Below are 20,920 nucleotides of genomic sequence, written 5' to 3'. Positions count from 1 at the left end.
CGCGCAACCGCACCAATTCGCGCAACTCGCGACGGCGAGCCACCCGCGGAACCCCGAATCGCGGAGCGACCGGCGCAACCGCACACCTCCGCGTCAAGCCGACCGGCCCGCGCCGACCCGTTCTCGCCCCTCAACCGCCCAGCCGGACCGTGAGCCGGGCCTTCACCAGTACCTCCGCCGTCGTCCCCGGCGCCGCCGGCGTGAGCCGCAGCCGCTCGCCGCGGTAGCCCGCTGACTCCAGGCGCAGCACCCGGGCGCCCGGGGCCGGGCGCGGGTGGCACCAGTGGCGGACCGGGCCCGTGCCAGCTGGGTCCTTCGCCAGGATCAGGTACTCGAACCCGAGGTCGTCGGTCACCCGGCCGAGACCGTTCCACCACAGCGCCCGCAACGTCGGCCCGGACGCCAGCTCCACCGGCGGGTCCGCTTCGACGTCGACGCGGAACCCGCTCGAGCCCACGCGGATCCCGCGGACCTCGAGGATCGCCCCGCCCTTCGGCGCCGCCGGCTCGCCGGGAAGCCGGTCGGCGCGGGGCAGCAGCGCGGCGACCGTCAGCTCGGCCGCACGCCGGCCGTCCTCCCCCGCCGGAACCGGCGGTACGCCGCGCAACGAAGCACCGAGAACGCCCTGGCCCATGGCCTCGGCCCAGGCCAGCGCCGCACACCGCAGCCCGGGCTCGGCCCGCAGCCGGTCGGTCACCGGGCCGGCGCCGCGGCGGGAAGCCCGCACCAGCCGGGCCGCTTCCGGCGGCCCGGCGCCGAAGAAGCCGGTCGCCGCCCGGCCGAGCGCCCGCACCTGGTCGGCCAGCACCACGCGCGCGACCTCCCCGGGACAGCCGCGGGCGAGCGACGCCGGCTCCGCGCTCCGCAACGCCCGGGCGAGCACCCGGACGTCGGGGTCCCGCGGTTCCCGCAGGGACGCGCCGGGGGCGAGCCGGCGCAGCGCGCGCACGGTGTTCTCCACCGGCACCCGCCGATCGGTCGAGCACACCGGACGTCCTCCTGGTCACCGCGCCCCGCCCCGAGTCTGCGCACCGCGGCCCGGCCGCGGGAGGCGAGAACGGGCAGCCGATGGGGCAACCCCACCGCGCACCCGGGGGTTAGCCCCGTGTCGGCCCGGCGGCGGGGCTGGCACCCTTGTCCCATGCCAGCCCCGACCGAGCCGCCGCGTGTCCGCCGACCCTGGTCGACGTCCGGCTGGCTGCTGCTGGTGCTGCTGGTGGTGTTCGCGTTCGGGCTGATCGCCTCGCGCCCGCCGTCGCCGCCCGACCAGGGGCCGCCCACCGGCGACGTCCTCGCCGCGCAGAACGCGATCGAGGCCCTGGTCCACCCCGGCCCGCACCCGGACGCACTCACGTTGCTGCCCAAGGACTTCACCGCGCTCAGCGGCGTCACGCCGGGTTCGATGCCGGCCCGCGACGGCACCGTCCGCGCGGTGCACGTCGACGGCGGCTGCTCGACGCCGTGGGGCGACGACAACACCAAGTGGGACTACGCGGTGCCGTGCAAGGCGCACGACCTCGGGTACGACCTGCTGCGCTACGCCGACCGCAAGGGCCACCCGCTCGGCCCGGAGGTCCGCGAAGCGCTCGACAGCCGGCTGTCCTACGACATGCACCACGCCTGCGACCTCAACCCGATGGACTCGGCGGGCACCTGCCGGGTCGTCGCGTCGTTCTACTCGGCCGGGCTGGTCGTCAACTCGTGGCACCAGCGCTGGGGCCCGCCGGTCGGCGACCCGATCGGCCCGATGGTCGCCGGCGTGCTCGTGATCGCCTGCCTGCTGGTGTTCCGGCTGCGCGGCTGGCACTACGCCCGCCGCGTGACGCCCACGCCGCGGCCCGCGACCGCACCCGCGACGGTGAGCCGCTGGGCGCTGCTCGGCGCCGGCGGAGTCGTCCTGCTGCTGCTCGGCGAGTCCGTGACGGCGCTCGCGGACTGGGCCGGGGCGCCCGAACCGGCGTTGTGGCCGCTGACCTGGCTCGCCCAGCTCGCGCCGTTGATCTTCTTCGCCGGCGGGCACGCCAACGCGGCCGGCTGGCGCGCCGAGCAGGAGACGGGCGGCGGCTACCGCCACTACCTGGCCGAACGCGCCAGCCCGCTGCTGCGCCCGGCGCTGATCTTCGCCGTCGTCGCGCTGCTGACGCCGCTCGCGCTGGAGCTGCTCGGCATCCCGGCGGGCACCACGGCGACGGTGATGCGGATCGCGCTGCACCCGCTGTGGCTGCTCGGCGTCTACCTGCTGACGATCGTCTGCGCGCCGCCGCTGCTGGCGCTGCACCGCCGCGCCCCGGTGGCGGCGGTGGCCGGCCTGCTCGCGTTGGTCGTCGGCGGCGAACTGGCGGCGAACTGGACCGGCTCGCCGCAGCCCCGCTACGCGGCGACGTTCGCTCTCGCGCTCCTCGCCCAGCAACTCGCCTTCGCGCACGCCGACGGCGTACGGCCGTCACGACGTCTTCTCGGCTTCGCGGCCTTCGCCGGTGTCGCGGCCCTCGCCGTGGTGAGTGTCGTCCGGGGCGGGCCGCCGCTGCTGCTCGGCAGCCCGGGCGCGCCGGCCGCGTTCTCGGCGCCGCCGTGGGGCGTGCTGCTGCTCGGCGTGACCCAGCTGAGCCTGCTCGGGCTGCTGGCCGGCCCGCTGTCGCGGCTCGGTTCCCGGGCCCGCGTCACGGCGATGAGCCGGCTCGTCGTGCGCGCGCCGATGAGCCTGTACCTGGCGTTCCTCGCCGGGATGCTGCTGCTGGTGGCGCTCGTCTACCTGCCGGGCCGGATCGCCGACGGGCTGACATGGCTGGTCCGGCCGCGCACCCTGGTCGCGGTCGGGTTGCTCGCGGTGCCGGGCGCGCTGGTGTTCTGGTGGTTCGAGCGGCACACGCACGGCGCCGGCCACCCGCGCGCGGCGGAGCTCCCCGGCCGCCGGACGGCCGTGCTGACCAGGGCCGCGGCGGCGCTGGGCATCGGCTACGCGACGCTCGGGGTGTTCGGCTTCGCCCTGACGCGCTTCGGCGGCGTCGCGGCGGACGCGGACATCCTCGGCCTGCGGCTCGACCCGATCCAGAGCCTGGTGCACCTGCTGCTCGGGGTGTTCCTGCTGCACACGATCCGGATCGGCGCGAGCGCGGCGACGGGCACCTGGCTGGCCACGGCGCTGGCCTGCGCGCCCTCCCTGCTCTTCGCGGCCGACGGCGGCACCCCGGGCCTGCTGGGCGTGACGCTCCACGCGGCCACGGCGGTGTTCGCCCTGCTGGCCGCGGCCGGAACGCTGCTCCCGGCCCGCCGGGCCGCCAACGCGGCTCCCTGAACCCGTCCGAAGGCCGAGCTTTCCCTGGGAAAGATGCGTCCGAGGGCCCCCGCGACGCATCTTTCCTGGCGAAAGCTCGGCCTCGCGTTCACTCGTCCGTGGGACACCGGCACCCTTCTGGGGCACCCCGCGCAGACCGGTTCGCCCAGCTCTTCGCGGCGGCCACTCCGGCGTCCGGCGAAGGCAGTGGCCTGACCAGGCGAAACCGGCAGGCCTGCGGGAAAATGGGTGGTGCACGCCACATCCACAGGGGGATGTGTAACGCTACGGCAACCAGGGGAAGGCACCATGCGTCCCATCCTGTAGCCCTACAGATCTGAGCAGTGAGGAGGCGCCCGCGTGGATCACCCGCCTCGGAACGGGCAAGGCGACCGCCGCCCCGCCCGGCCCTGGCAGGACGAGCCAGGACGAGCCGACGCTCGCCGTGGCACGCCGCCTCCTCGCCGTCCCGCACCTCGCCGTGAACCGGTGGACGCCCGCCGCGCGCCACCGCCGAAGCGGCCGGCGCCGCGGGCCCGCCGCAACTCCTTCCGGGGCGCGAAGATCGCGCTGACCGTCGTCTCGCTGCTGGTGATGGGCCTGACCGGGTACGCGTGGGCCGCCATGCAGGGCCTGGTCAACGGCCTCAACTACGCGAACGTGATCAGCAACGACGCCGGTGGCGACAAGCCGGCCGACGGTGCCCGCGACATCCTGCTCGTCGGCCTGGACAGCCGCACCGACGCCCAGGGCAACCCGCTCTCGCGCGAGGTGCTCGACCAGCTGCGGGCCGGCGACTCCGACGGCGAGCTGAACACCGACTCGCTGATCTTCGTGCACATCCCGAACGACGGCAGCAAGGCCGTGGCGATCTCGCTGCCGCGTGACACCTACGTCGACATCCCCGGCGGCTACGGCAAGCACAAGATCAACTCCGCGTACGCCCGCGCGATGCTGTCGGCCCGCAAGGACCTGCAGAAGCAGGGCCTCACCGACCCCAAGCAGCTCGACGTCCAGGCCAACCAGGCCGGGGCGAAGGAGCTGATCCAGACCGTCGAGAAGCTCACCGGGTCGACCATCGACAACTACGCCGCGGTCAACCTGCTCGGCTTCAGCGAGATCACCACGGCCATCGGCGGCGTCGACGTCTGCCTGAACAACACCGTCAAGGACGAGTACTCCGGCGCGAACTTCACCAAGGGCCAGCACACGATCTCCGGCGTCGAGGCGCTCGAGTTCGTCCGCCAGCGCCACGGCCTGCCCAACGGCGACCTCGACCGGGTCGTCCGGCAGCAGGTGTTCATGGCCGGCATGGCCCGCAAGGTGCTCTCGGCCGGCACGCTGACGAACCCGGGCAAGCTCAGCGACCTGATCGACGCGATCAAGAAGTCGGTCGTGCTGAACCAGAACTGGGACATATTCGGGTTCGCCCAGCAGATGAAGGGCCTGACCGGTGGCCAGCTCGAGTTCCGCACCATCCCGGTGAAGAACATCGACTACAAGACCCCCGAAGACGGCTCGGCCATCCAGGTCGACCCGGCCGAGGTGAAGAACTTCGTCCAGGGCCTCGCCGGGCCGCAGCCGGGGGCGACGACACCCGCGCCGCAGGTCGACAGCGCGAACAAGGCGACCAAGGTCGACGTCCGCAACGCCTCCGGCAAGACCGGCCTGGCCGCGACCGTCGCCAAGGCCCTCGAGGCCAAGGGCTTCACCGCGGGCGACACGGCGAACTCGGCCGCGCGCAAGACCACGGTGATCTGGGTGCCGAAGGGTGGCAAGGACACCGGCCAGGCCGTCGCGGACACCCTCGGCGGCTCGCCGACGGTCCAGGAGGACAAGAGCGTCCAGGCCGGGCACGTGACGGTGTTCCTCGGCTCCGACTACAAGGCCCCGAGCACCGACTCGAACGCCGGCTCCAGTGCGGGGGGCGCGACGTCCCAGGCGCCCGCGCCGCCGCCGGCCGACGAGGAGAAGCCCATCACCGCCGAGGGCGTTCCCTGCGTCAACTGAGTCACGGAACCTGCAAATTGCCCGTCGTGGTCATCTGCCGTTAACCCGTTAGGCCTAACTCTCACAATCGGTATCAAAGACATGCCGGAATCCGCGTAATGCGCGGGCACCTGCGCACTTACATACACGTGAGGGTGCACCTGCACGGAAACTGCCACCTCCGTGAAGGTGCCGCGGGAGGAACACGGCAGGGGACATTGATGTGCTGATCGACGCCGAGGACTACCAGCGGATACTCGGAGACGAGCTCCGCAAGCTCAGGCGCAGCCGAGGCTGGACGCGCAAGGAGCTGAACCAGCACCTGCAGAGCGAGATCTCGCTGCAGACGCTGGCCACCTACGAACTGGGCACCAGACAGTGTTCCGTGGTGCGGCTGGTCGAGCTGTGCGTCGCGATGGACGAGCTGCCCCAGGACCTGCTGGCCAAGGTGCACCGGCGGGTGTTCGTCGACGAGCCCGGCCGGGTCCGCGTCGACCTGCGCAAGGTCGTCGCCGACGCGCCGCCCGAACTGCTCCCCTTGCGCCGCTGGGCCGAAGACCGCCTCCGCACGGCCGGCGACCACGGCCCCGGCGAGGTCGCCCTCGACCTGCCCGCCCTGGAGCGGATGGCGGAGCTCTGCGAACTGCCCACTGTGGACCTGATCGCCAGCCTCCGCCGCTACGTCTCCCGCTGATCCCCGCCCGGTCGTGAGTGCGTAACAGTGTTAGAACACTGTTACGCACTCACGACCGCGGCTGTCAGCCCACCAGGTAGTCCTCGCGCCGCACCTTTCGCGTGTCGAGCCAGTAGCGCCAGGTGAACCCGGGCCAGATCGTCCGGTTGACGCCTTTCGCGTCCAGGTACCAGCTCTTGCAGCCGCCGCGGGTCCAGATGCCCTTCGCGAGCTTGCGCTGGATCCGCGTGTTGAACCGCTCCTGCACCTCGGCCTTCGGCTCGATCGCCCGGCCGCCCGCGAGCCGCAGCGCCTCGGCGACGTAGGAGATCTGCGCCTCGATCATGAACACCACCGAGTTGTGGCCGAGGCCGGTGTTCGGGCCGAGCAGGAAGAACAGGTTCGGGAAGCCGGCGACGGTGATCCCGAGGTGCGTCCGCATCCCCTCGGTCGCCCACTCCTTGCCGAGGTTGCGCCCGTCGCGGCCGACGATCTCCAGGTCGTCGAAGGCGTCGGAGACGTGGAAGCCGGTGCCGTAGACGATCGCGTCGACCTCGTGCTCGACCCCGGCCGCGTCGACGACGCTGTGCTCACGGACCTCCCGGACGCCGTCGGTCACGACGTCGACGTTGTCCCGCGCGAGCGCCGGGTAGTAGTCGTTCGAGATGAGCACGCGCTTGCAGCCCATGGTGTAGTCCGGCGTGACCTTGCGGCGCAGCGCCGGGTCCTGGATGGCCCGGTCGATGTTGCGCTTGGCCAGGCGCTGGCCGATCTTCATCATCCACGTCTGGCCGTTGAAGCCGATCGCGCGCGCTTCGAGCGTCCAGTAGAGGAAGTTGCGGTAAGCGCGCTGGGCGAGCGGGAACGCCTTGAACAGCGTCCGCGCGCGGCCGGACATCTCGTGGTCGGCCTTCGGCATGATCCACGGCGGCGTGCGCTGGAACAGCGTCAGCTGCCCGACCTCCGGCGCGATCCGCGGCACGAACTGGACGGCGCTGGCGCCGGTGCCGATCACCGCGACCCGCTTGCCGGCGAGGTCGACGTCGTGGCGCCACCGCGCGGAGTGGAACGCCGGGCCCGCGAACTTCTCGATGCCCGGCAGCTCCGGGATCTGCGGCAGGTGCAGCGCCCCGACGCCCGCGACCAGCGCCTGACCCGCGAACTCGTCGCCGCCCCTCGTGGCGACGTGCCAGCGGTTCTCCTCGCCGTCCCAGCGGGCCCCGGTCATCTCCTGGCCGAAGCGGATGAACCGGCGCAGGTCGTGCTTGTCGGCCACCTCGCGCATGTAGCGCCAGATCTCCGGCTGCGGCGAATACGCCCGCGACCAGCCGGGGTTCTGCTCGAAGGAGAACGAGTACATGTGCGACGGGATGTCGCAGGCGCACCCCGGGTAGCTGTTGTCGCGCCACGTGCCGCCGACGTCGTGCGCCTTCTCGAGGATGACGAAGTCGTCGCGCCCCTCCTTGCGCAGCTGGATCGCCATGCCGAGACCGGAGAACCCGGTTCCGACGATGACGACCCCGGTCTCCGTGCGGTTGCCCATGACCTGCCTCCCGGTTTCCTGTTACCCGTCGTCCAGCTTACTCAGAGTAGGTTACTACCGGTAGAGTGTTGCCCGTGACCACCGCCAAGCGCAAGCGCATGCCCCGGGCCGAGCGGATGCGGCAGATGATCGACGTCGCCGAGCAGGTCTTTTCGGCGCGCGGCTACGCGGCGGCGTCCATGGACGAGATCGCCGAGCTGGTCGGCGTCTCGAAGCCGATGCTCTACGAGTACTTCAACTCGAAGGAAGGCCTGCTCCTGGCCTGCATCCAGGAGTCGCGCGCGGTCCTGCGGGAGGTCACCGAGCAGGCGATGGTGGGCGCGACCAGCGCCGAGGACGCCCTGCGGCGCGGCCTGCTGGCGTTCTTCGTGTTCATCCGGGAGCGGCGGCAGGCTTGGTCACTGCTCCGGCACGAGATGGCGCTGATCGGCACGCCGGCCGCCGACGAGGTCGAAGAGACCCGCCGGCAGCAGACCGACCTCATCGCCGCACTGATGAGCGGTTATTTCACCGGAGACGACGACCTGCAAGCCGAAGCGGCCGCGGAATTCGTCGTCGGAGCCTGCGAGCGGCTCGCTATCTGGTGCGAACGCCACGAAGAAGTGACCCCCGAAATGGCCACCGGGTACGCGATGGACGTCCTCTGGGCTGGACTTCGGGGTCGTGCACGGTAATCTGCTCGTGCATTAGGCCATTCGGTCGTTACTCAGCGCACTTTGCGCTCCGTGTCTTGTGACACAGAGTTGCTCTACGGTATCGATGACACGGTACAAAAGTGTGCTGGGCTTCGCGCGGTCGTGAACAGGGTGGCGGGAACCACGTCATAAGGGCGTGGCAACCGGGTCACGTACGCGTGAGGGCATGCTGGAGAGGGAGAGGGGCGTGAGGCAGATGGTGGAAGCGATCACGGCGACGTACGTCCAACAGGACGCGGACTGGGCGATCACGGTCAGCGGCCAGGGCAAGGAGCTGACCGCCCGGGCACCGGGCATCATCGCCGCGCGGGACCGCGCGGACCAGCTGGTCGAACAGCTGGCCGGCGGCGGCCGGACCACGGTGGTGCACCTGATCAACGGCAGTGCGCTGGACTTCACCAGCGCCTACATGACCGCCCGGCTGACGCTCCCGAAGCTCCCGCCGCTCGAGGTCCCGCCGCCCGGCAGCGTGCCGAAGCAGCAGACCGCCGAGAAGGTTGTCGAGAAGGTCGAGAAGCCGGCCGAGAAGAAGCCGGTGCTGCCGACGGGCAAGCAGCTCCCCAAGGAAGTCGAGGAGCCCAAGCCGGTGGCCGAGCCGGCCCCCGAGGTCGAAACGAAGACCCCGGCCAAGCCGGCCCGCGCCTGAGCTACTTGAGGAGCTTGCGCACCAGCAGGGCGAGCACCAGGACACCCGCACCGATCAGCGGGTACTTGACCTTGGGGTTGTCCAGCTTGGCGCGCACGCCGTTCTTGGCCGCGTCCGCGAGCTTCTTCGGGTCGGCCTTGACGGTCAGCTGGTCGAGCGTCGCCGCCAGGGCGGTTCGAGCCTGCTCGATCTCACGCTCGATCGTCTCGGGATCGCGGGCCACGGGTCCTCCTCGCCGCAAGGGACTGCTGGTGGCCAACGTTAGCTGGCCCGCCCCCGGAACCCCGCACCGGCCACGGCCCGGCGTGGCGAAGGCCGCAGCACGCTACGCTTCCGGATGCGCAGGGCCCGTAGCCCAATTGGCAGAGGCACACGGTTTAGGTCCGTGCCAGTGAGAGTTCGAGTCTCTCCGGGCCCACTCGAATCCCCCCGCTCGCTCAGCCGAGCGTGACGAACCGATCGGCTCTCGAGTTCACATCGACGCCTTCCGCCGATCTTCGGCCGCGTCCTCGCTTCGTATCGCCTGGAGAGGAGTTCGGCCATGGCCACGACGGCTCCGATCAAGGTGGACGCCGCCGTGCGGGAGTACGTCGATGCTCACCGCGACGAGATCAACGCGGGCATCAAAGCCGCGCTCGGCCGGCTCAACTCCGACGCCGCCGCCATCTCCCTGATGACCGGATTCAGTGCCGCCGAGATCGACAACCTCGGTGGCCTGCCGACATAGCTCAGCGTGTGCCATCGCGTCAAAGCTCTGGTGCGTCTCGACGAGGACCACGAGGCCTACCTGGCGATCATCGCCGAAGGCATTCCCGACCCGGCGATCTTCGCCCTGCTCCTCGACTGTGTTCCCGGCGTCACGCCGGACGACTGGCAGCCTGAGCCGTCTCCGCTCGCGGAGATGGAACCGGCGCCCGGCGAGGTCATCTGGTCGACGCTGCTTCACTCGGAGGTGGCGAGCGCGATTCTCGACCTCGACACCGCCCGCTGACCTCGCCCCCGGCTCCCCTGAAGCTCAGCCGAGCGTGACGTGCGGTGCCAGCGCCCGCAGGAAGTCCGGGGCGTCGAACAGCTCGCCCGCCGAGGCGACGCCCTTCGTCTTGGTGCGGCCCGTCAGGATCCGCTCCACCGCCTCCACCGCGAGCGGTGCGGTGACCGCGTAGATGTCCTGACCCCGCGCCGCCATCCGGCGCACCTCGCCGTCGGACCGCACCACGACGTCGACCACGAACGTCTCCGGGGCCCCCGCCCGCTCCTGCGCCGCCGACAGGCCCTCGGCCGCCACCGACGTCATGTACGTCGTCACCGACGGGACCTTCAGGTGGCTGGGGATCGTCACGACGTCGGCCATCGTGAACTCGCCGAGCACCGGCTGCGCGCCCAGTGGCTCGGGGAACGGCCACGACAGCTTCGGCAGCGCGTCGTCGTGGTACTCCAGGCGACCGTCCGCGAACCGGATGCGCTTGCCGCCCCGCCGCGTGTGGGAGACGCGGCCCGCGGCGAGCGTTCCCGCCGTCGGGTGCCAGCCGCTCAGGCCGTACGCGACGTGGATCTCGTCCGCGCTCGCCCAGTCGCCCATGGCCGCCGTGGCCAGCAGGTCGCCGAGACCGCCGTAGAACGCCATCGCCGGGACGACCACGGTGTCCGCGTTCGCGAAGCGCGCGAAGGTGTCGAGGTTGGCCTCCAGCTCGGCCGCGACGTCCACATAGGGCACGCCCGCCCGCTGCGCCGCCTCGATGACCGGGGTGGCGGTCTCCGCGAAGGGACCCGCGGTGTTGATCACCGCGGCCACGCCCGCCAGTGCTCGGTCGAGCGACGCCGGGTCGTCGACCGACGCCGGCCGGCCGCCGGGCAGGCGCGCCGCGTCGCGGCCGGAGAGGATCGGCTCGAAGCCGCGTTCGCGCAGCTCGGCCACCACGAAACGGCCGGTGTGCCCGTAGGCGCCGTAAACCAGTACCGATGTCATACCGCCATCCTGACGAGCGCGGCGCCGCGCTGACAGTGTCCGGAACGCCATCATGCGTACAATTCCGGACATGAAGACTGTGGCGCTGGCCGCGACCGACGGGATGCTGTCGTTCGAGCTGGCCATCGCGTCGGAGGTCTTCGGCGAGAACCCGCGGTACGACTTCGCCGTCTGCGGCTCGGCGCCCGTGCTGGTCGGCCGGTTCCGGCTGGAGCCGGAGCACGGGTTCGACCGGCTGGCGCGCGCCGACACGGTCCTCGTCCCCGGTTGGGCGGACGTCGACGTCGACCCGCCGGCCGACCTGCTCGACGCCGTGCGCGAGGCCCACGCGCGGGGCGCGCGGGTGGCGTCCCTCTGCACCGGCGCGTTCGTGCTGGCCGCCGCCGGCCTGCTCGACGGGCTGCGCGCGACGACCCACTGGGCCCACACCGGCGTGCTGGCCGCGCGCTACCCGGCGGTGACCGTCGACCCGGACGTGCTCTACGTCGACAACGGGAGCGTCCTGACGTCGGCGGGCAAGGCCGCGGCGATGGACCTGTGCCTGCACCTGGTCCGCACCGACCACGGCTCGGCCGTCGCCAACACGATCGCCCGCCGCCTGGTCGTGCCGCCGCACCGCGACGGCGGCCAGGCCCAGTTCGTCCCCGCCCCGGTGCCCGCCCGGGACGACCACCCGCTCACCGAGCTGTTCCCCTGGGCGGCCGGACGCCTGGACCGGCCGCTGTCGGTGGACGACCTCGCGCGGCGGGCCGGCATGAGCGCCCGCACCCTGACCCGCCACTTCCGGACGGTCACCGGCACGACGCCGCTGCAGTGGCTGCTGACCCAGCGCATCCGCCGCGCGCAGGAGCTGCTGGAGACGTCGAAGAGCAGCGTCGACGCCATCGCGGAGGCGGTCGGCATGGGCACGGCCACGACGTTGCGCCGGCACTTCCACCGCACGGTCGGCGTGGCCCCGGACGCCTACCGCCGGACGTTCCGCGGTCAGTAGCGGACGTCGCTCTGCAGCAGCGGCGGGTAGACCGCCGACGGCTCCCCGTCGACCGTCGTGCCCGCGAACTGCAGCATCGCGCGCTGGGCGCCGCGCATCGGGGCCGGGTAGTCCAGCGTCGGCGCCGAGACGTCGTCCAGCCGGGCGAGCTGGTCCGCCGAAAGGGCGATCTCCAGCGCCGCGAGGTTGCCGCTCAGGTGCTCCAGGCGGCGGGCGCCGACGATCGGGACGACTGTGCCCGGGCGGGCGCGCAGCCAGGCCAGGGCCACCGCGGCGGACGTCGTGCCCAGCTCACCCGCGATCGCCGCGACGACATCGACGACGTCGAACTCCGCTTCGCTCGGGCCGCCGACGTACGCCGTGCGGGCCGAGTCGGGGGTGCCGGCGCCGCGGCGGTACTTGCCGGACAGGAAGCCGTTCTTCAGCGGGCTCCACGGCGTCAGCGCGATCCCCTGGTCGAGCGCGAACGGGGCGAGCTCGCCCTCGACGGTGCGGGCCAGCAGCGAGTACTCGACCTGCAGCGCGATCAGCGGCGTCCAGCCCCGCAGCTGCGCGGTCGTCTGGGCCTGCGCGGTGACCCACGCCGGGGTGTTGGAGAAGCCGACGTAGCGGATCTTGCCCGCGCGGACCAGGTCGTCGAGGGTCCGCAGGGTCTCCTCGATCGGGGTGTTGCGGTCCCAGTTGTGCAGCCAGTACAGGTCCAGGTAGTCGGTCCGCAGGCGGCGGAGGGTCTGGTCGAGCTGGGCGATGATCGACGCGCGGCCCGCGCCGCCGCCGTTCGGGTCGCCGGGGAACATGTTGCCGAAGAACTTGGACGCCAGCACGACGTGCTGGCGGCGGCCGGGCCGCGCGGCGAAGAAGTCGCCGAGGATCTTCTCCGAGTGGCCGTTGGTGTAGAAGTTGGCCGTGTCGACGAAGTTCCCGCCCAGGTCCAAGTAGGACGCCAGGATCTTCTCGGACTCTTCGACGCTGCAGCCGGCGCCGCCCGGGTCCTCGCCGAAGGTCATCGCGCCGAGCGCGAACGGGCTGACGCGCAGTCCGGACCGGCTGAGGGTGACGTAGTGGCCGAGTGACATGAAACGCTCCTTGCGTGTCGGATTGCCTGTCACCAGGAAACGCGAAGTGCCAGCTCAGCGGTAGATCGATCCACGCGGCCTCTTGCACGATCCTGCCGACCTTGGTTCCCTTGAGGCATGCTGCTCGCCGAAATCCGCGACCTCATCGCGGCGCACGCCCACGCGGACCTGCGCACCCGCGTACCGGGCCTGCTGTTGTCCAAAGTGGACTCCGCGGAGCCGCACCATTCGCTGACGGAGCCGCTGCTGGTCGTCATGGCGCAGGGCGGCAAGCAGTTGCTGCTCGGCGAGCAGGTGCACGAGTACACGGCCGGGCAGTACCTCCTGGTCACCACGGACCTGCCGGTGACCGGCCACTTCGTGGGCGCGTCGCCGCGGACGCCGGCGTTGGGCATGGGCCTGGCCCTGCGGCCCGCGGCCATCGCGCCGCTCCTGCTGGAGACACCGCCGACGCGCTCGCGCGACACGTCGCCGATCGCGATCGGCGACGCCGGCGTCGACCTGCTGGACGCCACCGCCCGGCTGCTGCGCCTGCTCGACCACCCCGCGGACGCGCCGGTGCTCGCGCCGCTGATCGAGCGCGAGATCCTGTGGCGGCTGCTCACCGGCCCGCACGGCGGCCTGCTGCGCCAGATCGGCCTGGCCGACAGCAGCCTGTCGCACGTCAGCCGGGCGATCCGCTGGATCCGCGGCAACTACGCCGAGCCGATGCGCGTCGACGAGCTGGCGCGGCTGACCGGCATGAGCCCGTCGGCGTTCCACCGCCACTTCCGCGCGGTGACGGCGATGAGCCCGCTGCAGTTCCAGAAGCGCATCCGCTTGCAGGAAGCGCGATCCCTGCTGGTCGCCGGCGCGGGCGACATCGCGGGGGTGGGGCACCTCGTGGGGTACGACAGCCCGTCGCAGTTCAACCGCGAGTACCGGCGGTTGTTCGGCGCGCCGCCCGGTCAGGACGCGGCGCGCCTGCGCGAGGCCGCGGCGCCGGCGGCGCAGCTGCCCTGACCGCCGATCCGTTCAAGACCGCCGGCCGCGCCGGTGCGACCCTGAACCGGTGACTGCGAACCTCTCCGCGGCGGCGTCCTTCCTGGCCACGCACGCCCGTCTCCTCGACCGCCGCCGCTTCGAACTGCTTCTCGGCGAGACCGACGCCGCCGCCGTGCTCGCCGCCGTCGACGGCTATCGCAATACCGACGGCGGCTACGGCTGGGGCCTCGAGCCGGACCTGCGCGCCCCGGAAAGCCAGCCCGGCGGCGCCTTGCACGCGTTCGAGGTGTTCGAAGACATCGCCCCCGGCACCGCGCCGCACGCGGCGAAGCTCTGCGACTGGCTGGCCGGCGCGTCCCGCCCCGACGGTGGCCTGCCCTTCGCGCTGCCGGTGGCCGACCCGGCGGGCTGCGCGCCGTTCTGGGTCCAGGCCGATCCCGACGAGGCCACTCTGCAAAGCACGGCGTTCGCGGCCGCCGTCGCGCTGCGCGTCGCGCGGCACGACCGCACCGTGCGCGACCACCCGTGGCTGGCCGGCGCGACGCAGTACTGCTTCCGCGCCATCAAGGAACTCTCCGAAGCCCCGCACGCGATCGTGCTGTCCTTCGCGGTGCAGTTCGCCGACGCGGCCCACGACATTCACCCCGACGCCAGCGAGCTGCTGGACCACCTCGGCGCGTTCGTCCCGGCCGACGGCCTGGCCGCGGTGGCCGGCGGCTCCGAGAGCGAAACCCTGCGCGCCCTGGACTTCGCGCCGTTGCCGGACCGCCCGGCGCGCGCGTTGTTCAAGCAGGACGTGATCGACGCCGAGCTGCGGCGGCTCGCCGGGGAGCAGCAGGACGACGGCGGCTGGCGCGTCGACTTCGCGAGCTTCTCGCCCGCCGCAGCTCTCGAATGGCGCGGCTACGCCACCGTGCGTGCCGTGTCGATCCTGCAGCGCAACGGCGTCCTCCGACCGTCGCGGAAAGCTCTACACGGGTGACGCCGACGTTCACTCGGCCGTGGCGTATCACATCGCAGCCAGTGAGACGACCACGGACCGCGACGTGCCGGTGTCACCGAACGGAGCCGGCCGGGCGGCGACCGGCGGGCGACCGGACCACTCGAGGTGGCATGGCCTCCGCCCGCCGCCACCGCGACGGCCGATCGAAGCCGTCGAACCCGCTCGAACGAGCGCGCGGCTGTGTCTGGTTCGGGACGAAACTCCTGATCATCACGCGCCTTCCGGTCTCCGGCGCCGAACCCGTAGGGTGACGGGGAAGCCGGTACCCGGAGGTGAGCCATGGCGTCGCGCAACCCCCTGGGCTGGTTCGCCCGCTGGGCGGACTGGTTCGAAGGACGCGGCGTCTACGTGCCCGGCGAGGAGAGCCGCGCGGTCGACCCGGTCCGCGATTTCGGCTGGCTGATGGCCGCCTGGGTCGCCGGAGTGGCGATCTTCATCCTGTTGTTCGCCCTCGCGGTTTAAGTGGCACGTGGATGGTGATTGTCACCACCCGTGCCGTTCCGGTCACGGATTGGCCACGGGGCGGCACCAGGTGCGCGACAACCCCCCGTGGCGCCTCGTAACCCCGCGCGATCACGACCAGAGTGGAGCGGGTTCGCCCGGCACACCCCGATGCCGACGGCACCCCCGACCCGCCGACTGGAGTACCCGCGATGGCGCTCGCGCGCACGTGCAAGATCATTTTCACCTCAGGGCTGTTGTGCCTGGCGGTGGCGTGCGGGGTCCCGGCGCAGGAAGGCACCGCCGCGCTCGGCGCCGGCTCCCCCGCACCCGCGGGTGCCGCGGCGGCCCAGGCGGGCAACGACCTGAAGTTCGGCGCCGACCACCGGTTCGCCAGCGGCGTCACCATCTCGGTCGGCTCGCCCCAGTCGTTCCAGCCCAGCCCGTCGGCGTACCCGCAGAGCCCGCGCGGCGCGGCCTTCGACGTCCTGCTGACCAACAACGGCACCACGACGTACAAGCTTTCGGGCCTCGCGGTCACGGCCACCGCGTCCGGCGCGGCGGTCAAGCAGGTCGTCGACACGACGCAGGGCTTCACCGGCATCGCCGACGCGGGCAAGGACGTGCTGCCGGGCCGCTCGGTGCACGTCACCCTGGCCTTCGCGGTGCCGCAGGACCCGACGCAGCTCCGGCTGCGGGTCAGGCCGAGCACAACCGAAGAAGCCGTGGTCACCTACTGCGGACCCGCCTGAGCCGGCGCCCGTTACGCTCGGCGGCATGACCGAGCGCCTTTCCCCCGGTGACGACGCCCCGGACTTCGCACTGCCCGACAGCGAGGGCAAGGAAGTGTCGCTGCGCGAGTTCCGCGGCAAGTCCGTCGTCGTGTACTTCTACCCGGCCGCGAGCACGCCGGGCTGCACCAAGCAGGCCTGCGACTTCCGCGACAACCTCGCCGAGCTGAACAACGCCGGCTACCAGGTCATCGGCATCTCACCGGACACACAGGCGAAGCTCGCGAAGTTCGTCGCGACGGAAGAGCTGACGTTCCCGCTGCTGGGCGACCCGGACAAGACCGTGATCGAGGCATGGGGCGCGTACGGCGAGAAGAAGAACTACGGCAAGACGTACCTGGGCGTCATCCGCTCGACGTTCGTCGTCGACCCGGAAGGCAAGATCGCACAGGCCTTCTACAACGTCCGCGCGACCGGTCACGTCGCGAAGCTGATCCGGGACCTCGGCCTGGCCGCCTGATCACCGCGGAGCTGCCCGGTCACGGGCCGGGCAGCTCACGCCGTCAGCCGGCCAACGCCGGCGCGAGCCGCTGAAGCAGCCAACCGGCACACCAGCGCGCCTCGGAGTCCTCGCAAACGGCTTCCTTGGCGAGCTTCGCGGCCAGCTTCCGCGGATCCGGCGCGGTGACCGGATCGGCCGCGACGGCCTTCGACGTCGCCCAGTCCCACTGCATGAGCCGCGACACCTCGGACGCGAGGCACAGCTCACGGACCCGATCGTCGGTGTCGAGCACCCGAGCGACGAGATCGGCGTTTTCGCGGCCCGGCAGGAACCCGATGATGGACACGGCGTTGGCCCGCAACGTCGACGTCTTCCCGGTGACCGCCCACCGGCGGAAGTTCTCGACGCCCGCCGCGCTGACGACGGGAGCGACCGCCGCGTCGATCGTGCTCGACGTCGGCCCTTCGGCGAAGATGCCGGGATCACCGGCTTCGACCGCGGCCTTGACGGCGGCCAGGTGCTCGCCGTCCTCGATCTTCCTGAGCTTCGGGTGGGTGATGTCCTTGCGCTTCATGCCATTCCCCAGCACCTTCTCGTACGCGGTCACCACATCGAGGGTAACCGGCCGGACCCCGGTCTCCACCTGCCCGAGGTAGGACTTGGAAAAGTTCGCAGCCGTCGCCATCTCGGCGAGGCTCAGCTTCACGTACTCGCGAGCGGCGCGTAATCGCGCGCCCGATTCGTACTCACCCTCGGTTGCAGACACCAGCAGACACCGCCTCGGTTCATCTCACCCGCTGTGCTGCCGAGACTACAGAAGTGGGAGGAAACCAAGAACTGCCCAGCGCCATGATCCACATCGATCCGGTGGCGATACATCCGGTGCTCGGCGGGTACTGGCACCGGACGCAGCTGCCGGGCATACCCGAACCCGGGCAAACGCTGGTCATGCTCTGCGGAGCCCGCGGCGTCGCCGCGTTCGAGGCACTGGCGCGGCGATGTGACCGCGGCGCGCCGCACCGCTGCACGGAATGCGACGCGCGCTACCGGCGCGCCATCGGCATGCCGCCCAGCCCTTTCGTGAGGCCGCACCGGTGAGCCGCCTGATCGGCGGCTGACCGCTCGCTCATCGGTTCCACACACCCTTTCGGGACGCTGCCCGGGTTACGAAAGGGAGGACACCCACATGGCAGCGAAGATCCCCGTGCTCGCCGCGGCCGTCTTGCACCGCGACGCTCGTCGCCGCGGCCAATCGCAGCACCGTCGTGACCGGCGGGCACTGCGTCCACACCATGGACCTGATCGGCAACGATCCACAGTGGACGGACAAACTCCTTTTCGTGCCGGGGTTCCGCGACAACACCCGCCCGTACGGCGAGTTCGTCGCCCGCGCGGCTTTCGCCGACACGACCTGGGTGACCGACGACCAGCAGTCCGGCCACGACCAGGCGTTCCTGGTGCTGAACCCGGACGGCCACGGCCGCCGCGCCGCCGACGTCACCCAGGCCGCCCAGCCACTCGGCGTCGGGCTGCCCGGCACCCTGCCGGCGCAGGAGTTCGGCTACCCGCGTGCCGCGAAAACGCCCGGCCACCAAGGACGTCCGGAGTTCACCGGGCAGCGCGTCGCGCACTGCTGGGGCGCGCCGAAGGAGAACCCGGGCAACGCCGACGTCCCGATGCCGCGCGGCCAGTGGGGCGTGCCGTGCGACATGGGCGGCGGCGCCAGTGGCGGGCCGCGGCTGACGGCGTTCTCCGGGACGACCGGCTACGGCGTGGTCGTCGGCGTCGACACCGAGGCCTGGTACCTGCACGCCGACGGCTCGCTCTGCCTCGACCAGACGCCGGACTGCACGCGCTACCTGTTCGGGCCGCAGTTCACGACAGCCGTCACCCAGCCGCTGTACCAGCGGGCAGCCGCAGCGTGAACGTCGCACCCTGGCCGGGAACGGAGGCCGCGGTGACCGTGCCGCCGTGCGCCTCCGCCAGTTTCCGGACGATGGCCAGGCCGAGGCCGCTGTGAAAACCGGAGCTTCGCTCCGGGCCGGGGGCTCCGCCACCCGGAGCCCCCGAAAGACCGCTGGCGCCGGTCCCCCGGGTCCGCGCTTTGTCGGCGCGCCAGAACCGGTCGAACACGTGCGGCAGGTCGTCGGCGGCGATCCCGGTGCCGGTGTCGGCGACTTCGATGACGACGTCGTCGCCGTCTCGCCGGCCGCGCAGCACCACCGCACCGCCCGCAGGTGTGTGCCGGACGGCGTTCGACACCAGGTTGCCGACGGCTTGGCGCAGCCGCACCGGATCGGCGGTCACTTCGAGGGCGGCGGGCGTCTCGACCGAGAGCGCGATGCCCGCCGGGCGCTGCGCCGCCGCGACCTGGGCCAGCAGGTGCGCCGCGTCCACCGGCTCCGGGTGCAGCCGCAGCGCGCCCGCGTCGGCGAGCGCCAGATCCTGCAGGTCGTCGACGATGTGCTGCAGGTGGACGGCTTCTTCGAGCAGCGAATCGACCAGTTCGTCGTCGAGCCGGCTGATGCCGTCCTGCGTCGCCTCCAGCCAGCCGCGGATGTTGCTCAGCGGCGTCCGCAGCTCGTGCGCGATGTCGCTGACCATCGCCTTGCGCGTCTGTTCGAGCCGTTCGCGGCTGGCGGACATGGCGTTGAACGCGGTCCCGAGCCGCGCGATCTCGTCACGCCCGCGCACCTTGACCTGGGCGCCGCTCTCGCCGCCTTCCATCCGCTTCGCCGCACCGGTGAGCGCGCGCAGCGGCCGGATCAGCCGGATCCCGCCGAGCACGGTGACGGCCAGCGTCAGCAGCAGGATTCCGCCGGCCACCTCGAAAAGCCGGACTTTGTTCTCCGGCGACAGCGTGAACCCCGTGGGCGCTTCGCCGCCCGGCGCGGTGAGGTAGAGCGACGCGGCGGGCGCGACGAACGGCGTCAGCTGCTCCCGCCGCGCGGCGCTCAGGCACGACTGCACGGCCTGGTTCGACTCGGCGCTGCGCACCACGCCCTTCTGCACCCAGGTGAAGTCGAGCAGCACCTGCACCTGGGCGAGCGGCTTGGGCTCGGGCCCGCGGTTCAGGCACGCGCTCACCAGCGTCGACAGCTGGTCCAGCGCGGCCTGCTCGGACTTCGCCGGCAGGCTGAGCGTGCTGCCGTTGCACGACGACAGCACGAACGGGTCGGCGCCGTCGATCCGCGGGTGCCCACCCGGCGACGTCACGACGGTGCCGGCGCCGGAGCGCGTCTGAACGCACCGCAGGACGCGCTGGGCGAGCGCGCCGAGGCGGGTGCGGTCGGCGGCGGACAGCGCGTACGGCCCGACGGCGTCCGGGTCGATCCGGTCGGCGGTCGTTTCCTGCCCCAGCCCGGAGTCGACCTGCAGCGGGTCGACGACGATCGAGGGCCGCAGCGGCAGCGGCCGGCCGTCGGTGGCCGAGTCGAAGACGGGCGTGCCGTCGGTGAGCGTCAGCGCGATGCGGCGGCCGGTGATCGACGCGGTGCCGCGCACCTCGGCGGCGACGTCACGCCAGTTCGGGTGGGTCGCGGCGTACTTCAGCAGGCCGCGGTAGATGTTGCCGTCGTCGGCGAGCGCCTGGCCCTGCTCCTGCTGGATCGCGCCGGACGTCGTGCGCGCGGCGAGCCACGCGGTCGCGGCGATCGAGGCCACCGCGACCAGCGCCGAGAGCACGAACAACCGCAGGAGGAGGCTACGGCGCATCGGCACCCGCGGTCAGCTTGTAGCCGACGCCGTAGACCGTGACGAGCCGCGCCGGGCGCCGCGGGTCGGCCTCGATCTTCTTGCGCAGGTTCATCACGTGCACGTCGATCGCGCGTTGCGTGATGTAGCGGTCGAAGCCGTGCAGGTGCTCCAGCAGCTGGCCGCGCGTGAACACCCGGTCCGGCTGGGCGGCCATCAGCTCCAGCAGGCGGAACTCGCCGGGAGTGCACTCGATCGCGTGACCGTCGACGGTCACCTCGTGGCGCAGCGGATCGACGGTCAGCGCGCCCACGCGGGTCGTCCCGCCGGGACGCGCGGGGGCGGCGCGGCGCAGCAGCGTCCGGATCCGCGCCATCAGCTCGCGCGGGCTGAACGGCTTGGTGACGTAGTCGTCGGCCCCGAGGTCGAGGCCGGCGAGCAGATCGTCCTCTGTGGAGCGTGCGGTGAGCATCAGCACCGGCAGGTCGGTCTCGGCGCGCAGCGTGCGGCAGATCTCGAGGCCGTCCATCCCGGGCAGCATCACGTCGAGCACCAGCAGGTCCGGCGGGTGCCGACGGACCAGGTCCAGCGCGGCGGTGCCGTCCCCGACGACGACCACGGTGTGCCGCTCCCGCTCGAGGTAGCGCCGGACGAGCTCGGCCTGCTTGGCGTCGTCCTCGGCCAGCACGATGTGGGCGCACATGGTCCCGAGC

At 72.0% G+C, this 20,920-nt stretch carries 23 protein-coding genes and 1 tRNA gene; 16 read left to right on the top strand and 8 right to left on the bottom strand.

The genetic code is table 11. From position 1 onward, the window contains the following. Nucleotides 1–130: 130 nt before the first annotated feature. Nucleotides 131–988, bottom strand: a complete 858-nt coding sequence (locus OG570_RS20080) for a hypothetical protein (protein WP_326958315.1) — start codon at nucleotides 986–988, stop codon at nucleotides 131–133. Between the two features lie 153 nt (nucleotides 989–1,141). Here OG570_RS20080 and OG570_RS20075 point away from each other — a divergent pair, with 153 nt between their 5' ends. From OG570_RS20075 to OG570_RS20065, 3 genes are all read left to right on the top strand, one after another. Continuing rightward, the gene (locus OG570_RS20075; protein ID WP_326958313.1) at nucleotides 1,142–3,295 is read left to right on the top strand and encodes a phospholipase; all 2,154 of its coding nucleotides are present in this window, start codon (nucleotides 1,142–1,144) and stop codon (nucleotides 3,293–3,295) included. Between the two features lie 339 nt (nucleotides 3,296–3,634). Beyond that, entirely contained in the window at nucleotides 3,635–5,284 is a 1,650-nt protein-coding gene (locus OG570_RS20070; protein WP_442788285.1) for an LCP family protein, read from the top strand. 202 nt (nucleotides 5,285–5,486) lie between these two features. Continuing rightward, nucleotides 5,487–5,957, top strand: coding sequence for a helix-turn-helix transcriptional regulator (locus OG570_RS20065; RefSeq protein WP_326958311.1), 471 nt, complete (start codon nucleotides 5,487–5,489; stop codon nucleotides 5,955–5,957). A gap of 64 nt (nucleotides 5,958–6,021) precedes the next feature. Here the strand turns inward: OG570_RS20065 and OG570_RS20060 are convergent, their stop codons facing one another. After that, nucleotides 6,022–7,479, bottom strand: coding sequence for a flavin-containing monooxygenase (locus tag OG570_RS20060; RefSeq protein WP_326958310.1), 1,458 nt, complete (start codon nucleotides 7,477–7,479; stop codon nucleotides 6,022–6,024). 116 nt (nucleotides 7,480–7,595) lie between these two features. On the opposite strand from OG570_RS20060, the gene OG570_RS20055 reads away from it, so the two are divergent. Together OG570_RS20055 and OG570_RS20050 are read left to right on the top strand one after the other, a co-directional pair. Then, nucleotides 7,596–8,153, top strand: coding sequence for a TetR/AcrR family transcriptional regulator (locus OG570_RS20055; RefSeq protein ID WP_247063615.1), 558 nt, complete (start codon nucleotides 7,596–7,598; stop codon nucleotides 8,151–8,153). A 217-nt stretch (nucleotides 8,154–8,370) separates the two neighbouring features. Next, complete coding sequence (locus tag OG570_RS20050; protein ID WP_326960094.1) at nucleotides 8,371–8,820, top strand: hypothetical protein; 450 nt, start codon at nucleotides 8,371–8,373, stop codon at nucleotides 8,818–8,820. A 1-nt stretch (nucleotide 8,821) separates the two neighbouring features. Here OG570_RS20050 and OG570_RS20045 read toward each other — a convergent pair whose 3' ends face one another. Continuing rightward, nucleotides 8,822–9,043, bottom strand: coding sequence for a DUF3618 domain-containing protein (locus tag OG570_RS20045; RefSeq protein WP_247056962.1), 222 nt, complete (start codon nucleotides 9,041–9,043; stop codon nucleotides 8,822–8,824). Nucleotides 9,044–9,164: 121 nt separating this feature from the next. Here OG570_RS20045 and OG570_RS20040 point away from each other — a divergent pair. The 3 genes from OG570_RS20040 (at nucleotide 9,165) to OG570_RS20030 (ending at nucleotide 9,811) form a co-directional block, all read left to right on the top strand. Further along, a tRNA-Leu gene (locus OG570_RS20040) sits at nucleotides 9,165–9,238 on the top strand. Nucleotides 9,239–9,361: 123 nt separating this feature from the next. After that, the gene (locus OG570_RS20035) at nucleotides 9,362–9,547 is read left to right on the top strand and encodes a hypothetical protein (protein ID WP_326958308.1); all 186 of its coding nucleotides are present in this window, start codon (nucleotides 9,362–9,364) and stop codon (nucleotides 9,545–9,547) included. 30 nt (nucleotides 9,548–9,577) lie between these two features. Next, nucleotides 9,578–9,811 carry a hypothetical protein gene (locus tag OG570_RS20030; protein WP_326958306.1) on the top strand — a complete coding sequence of 78 codons (234 nt, stop codon included), beginning with the start codon at nucleotides 9,578–9,580 and terminating at the stop codon, nucleotides 9,809–9,811. A 24-nt stretch (nucleotides 9,812–9,835) separates the two neighbouring features. Here the strand turns inward: OG570_RS20030 and OG570_RS20025 are convergent, their stop codons facing one another. Continuing rightward, nucleotides 9,836–10,786 carry an NAD(P)H-binding protein gene (locus OG570_RS20025; protein ID WP_326958304.1) on the bottom strand — a complete coding sequence of 317 codons (951 nt, stop codon included), beginning with the start codon at nucleotides 10,784–10,786 and terminating at the stop codon, nucleotides 9,836–9,838. Nucleotides 10,787–10,856: 70 nt separating this feature from the next. On the opposite strand from OG570_RS20025, the gene OG570_RS20020 reads away from it, so the two are divergent. Next, the gene (locus OG570_RS20020) at nucleotides 10,857–11,777 is read left to right on the top strand and encodes a helix-turn-helix domain-containing protein (RefSeq protein WP_326958302.1); all 921 of its coding nucleotides are present in this window, start codon (nucleotides 10,857–10,859) and stop codon (nucleotides 11,775–11,777) included. Here the strand turns inward: OG570_RS20020 and OG570_RS20015 are convergent. Continuing rightward, on the bottom strand, nucleotides 11,771–12,853 hold the full coding sequence (locus tag OG570_RS20015) for an aldo/keto reductase (protein ID WP_326958300.1): 1,083 nt from the start codon (nucleotides 12,851–12,853) through the stop codon (nucleotides 11,771–11,773). The two genes, OG570_RS20020 and OG570_RS20015, sit on opposite strands and share 7 nt — an antisense overlap. Nucleotides 12,854–12,973: 120 nt before the next feature. Between OG570_RS20015 and OG570_RS20010 the strand changes: the two genes are divergently transcribed. From OG570_RS20010 to bcp, 5 genes are all read left to right on the top strand, one after another. Continuing rightward, entirely contained in the window at nucleotides 12,974–13,855 is an 882-nt protein-coding gene (locus OG570_RS20010; protein WP_326960092.1) for an AraC family transcriptional regulator, read from the top strand. A gap of 49 nt (nucleotides 13,856–13,904) precedes the next feature. Continuing rightward, complete coding sequence (locus OG570_RS20005; RefSeq protein ID WP_326958298.1) at nucleotides 13,905–14,819, top strand: hypothetical protein; 915 nt, start codon at nucleotides 13,905–13,907, stop codon at nucleotides 14,817–14,819. A 300-nt stretch (nucleotides 14,820–15,119) separates the two neighbouring features. Next, nucleotides 15,120–15,302 carry a hypothetical protein gene (locus OG570_RS20000; RefSeq protein ID WP_247056974.1) on the top strand — a complete coding sequence of 61 codons (183 nt, stop codon included), beginning with the start codon at nucleotides 15,120–15,122 and terminating at the stop codon, nucleotides 15,300–15,302. Between the two features lie 191 nt (nucleotides 15,303–15,493). After that, a complete protein-coding gene (locus OG570_RS19995) occupies nucleotides 15,494–16,033 on the top strand; it encodes a hypothetical protein (RefSeq protein ID WP_326958296.1) in 540 nt (179 codons plus the stop codon). Nucleotides 16,034–16,058: 25 nt separating this feature from the next. Next, on the top strand, nucleotides 16,059–16,532 hold the full coding sequence (gene bcp / locus OG570_RS19990; protein WP_326958294.1) for a thioredoxin-dependent thiol peroxidase: 474 nt from the start codon (nucleotides 16,059–16,061) through the stop codon (nucleotides 16,530–16,532). 43 nt (nucleotides 16,533–16,575) lie between these two features. Here the strand turns inward: bcp and OG570_RS19985 are convergent, their stop codons facing one another. Then, a complete protein-coding gene (locus tag OG570_RS19985; protein WP_326958292.1) occupies nucleotides 16,576–17,280 on the bottom strand; it encodes a helix-turn-helix domain-containing protein in 705 nt (234 codons plus the stop codon). An 83-nt stretch (nucleotides 17,281–17,363) separates the two neighbouring features. Between OG570_RS19985 and OG570_RS19980 the strand changes: the two genes are divergently transcribed. Continuing rightward, entirely contained in the window at nucleotides 17,364–17,612 is a 249-nt protein-coding gene (locus OG570_RS19980; protein WP_326958290.1) for a hypothetical protein, read from the top strand. 167 nt (nucleotides 17,613–17,779) lie between these two features. Further along, nucleotides 17,780–18,439: a trypsin-like serine peptidase gene (locus OG570_RS19975; protein ID WP_326958288.1), complete on the top strand. Its 660-nt coding sequence runs from the start codon at nucleotides 17,780–17,782 to the stop codon at nucleotides 18,437–18,439. Here OG570_RS19975 and OG570_RS19970 read toward each other — a convergent pair. Then, nucleotides 18,402–20,228 (bottom strand): HAMP domain-containing sensor histidine kinase, encoded by a 1,827-nt coding sequence (locus OG570_RS19970; RefSeq protein WP_326958286.1) that lies wholly within the window; start codon nucleotides 20,226–20,228, stop codon nucleotides 18,402–18,404. The genes OG570_RS19975 and OG570_RS19970 overlap by 38 nt on opposite strands. Continuing rightward, nucleotides 20,218–20,910 carry a response regulator transcription factor gene (locus tag OG570_RS19965; protein ID WP_326944077.1) on the bottom strand — a complete coding sequence of 231 codons (693 nt, stop codon included), beginning with the start codon at nucleotides 20,908–20,910 and terminating at the stop codon, nucleotides 20,218–20,220. Before OG570_RS19965 ends, OG570_RS19970 begins: the two co-directional genes overlap by 11 nt. Between the last annotated feature and the right edge of the window lie 10 nt (nucleotides 20,911–20,920).

This window comes from Amycolatopsis sp. NBC_01286 (assembly GCF_035982555.1).
GTDB lineage: Bacteria > Actinomycetota > Actinomycetes > Mycobacteriales > Pseudonocardiaceae > Amycolatopsis.
The sequence above is the reverse complement of the archived record's forward strand: the minus strand, read 5'-3'. Positions and strand labels throughout refer to the sequence as shown.

What these genes read in the sequence shown, in the direction of transcription:
- OG570_RS20060 (WP_326958310.1), bottom strand. Translation starts at nt 7,479, where the DNA reads ATGGGCAACCGCACGGAGACCGGGGTCGTCATCGTCGGAACCGGGTTC.
- OG570_RS20015 (WP_326958300.1), bottom strand. Translation starts at nt 12,853, where the DNA reads ATGTCACTCGGCCACTACGTCACCCTCAGCCGGTCCGGACTGCGCGTC.
- OG570_RS20000 (WP_247056974.1), top strand. Translation starts at nt 15,120, where the DNA reads ATGGCGTCGCGCAACCCCCTGGGCTGGTTCGCCCGCTGGGCGGACTGG.
- OG570_RS20020 (WP_326958302.1), top strand. Translation starts at nt 10,857, where the DNA reads ATGAAGACTGTGGCGCTGGCCGCGACCGACGGGATGCTGTCGTTCGAG.
- OG570_RS20050 (WP_326960094.1), top strand. Translation starts at nt 8,371, where the DNA reads ATGGTGGAAGCGATCACGGCGACGTACGTCCAACAGGACGCGGACTGG.
- bcp (WP_326958294.1), top strand. Translation starts at nt 16,059, where the DNA reads ATGACCGAGCGCCTTTCCCCCGGTGACGACGCCCCGGACTTCGCACTG.
- OG570_RS20035 (WP_326958308.1), top strand. Translation starts at nt 9,362, where the DNA reads ATGGCCACGACGGCTCCGATCAAGGTGGACGCCGCCGTGCGGGAGTAC.
- OG570_RS20055 (WP_247063615.1), top strand. Translation starts at nt 7,596, where the DNA reads ATGCGGCAGATGATCGACGTCGCCGAGCAGGTCTTTTCGGCGCGCGGC.
- OG570_RS20025 (WP_326958304.1), bottom strand. Translation starts at nt 10,786, where the DNA reads ATGACATCGGTACTGGTTTACGGCGCCTACGGGCACACCGGCCGTTTC.
- OG570_RS20075 (WP_326958313.1), top strand. Translation starts at nt 1,142, where the DNA reads ATGCCAGCCCCGACCGAGCCGCCGCGTGTCCGCCGACCCTGGTCGACG.
- OG570_RS19970 (WP_326958286.1), bottom strand. Translation starts at nt 20,228, where the DNA reads ATGCGCCGTAGCCTCCTCCTGCGGTTGTTCGTGCTCTCGGCGCTGGTC.
- OG570_RS19980 (WP_326958290.1), top strand. Translation starts at nt 17,364, where the DNA reads ATGATCCACATCGATCCGGTGGCGATACATCCGGTGCTCGGCGGGTAC.
- OG570_RS19965 (WP_326944077.1), bottom strand. Translation starts at nt 20,910, where the DNA reads ATGTGCGCCCACATCGTGCTGGCCGAGGACGACGCCAAGCAGGCCGAG.
- OG570_RS19995 (WP_326958296.1), top strand. Translation starts at nt 15,494, where the DNA reads ATGGCGCTCGCGCGCACGTGCAAGATCATTTTCACCTCAGGGCTGTTG.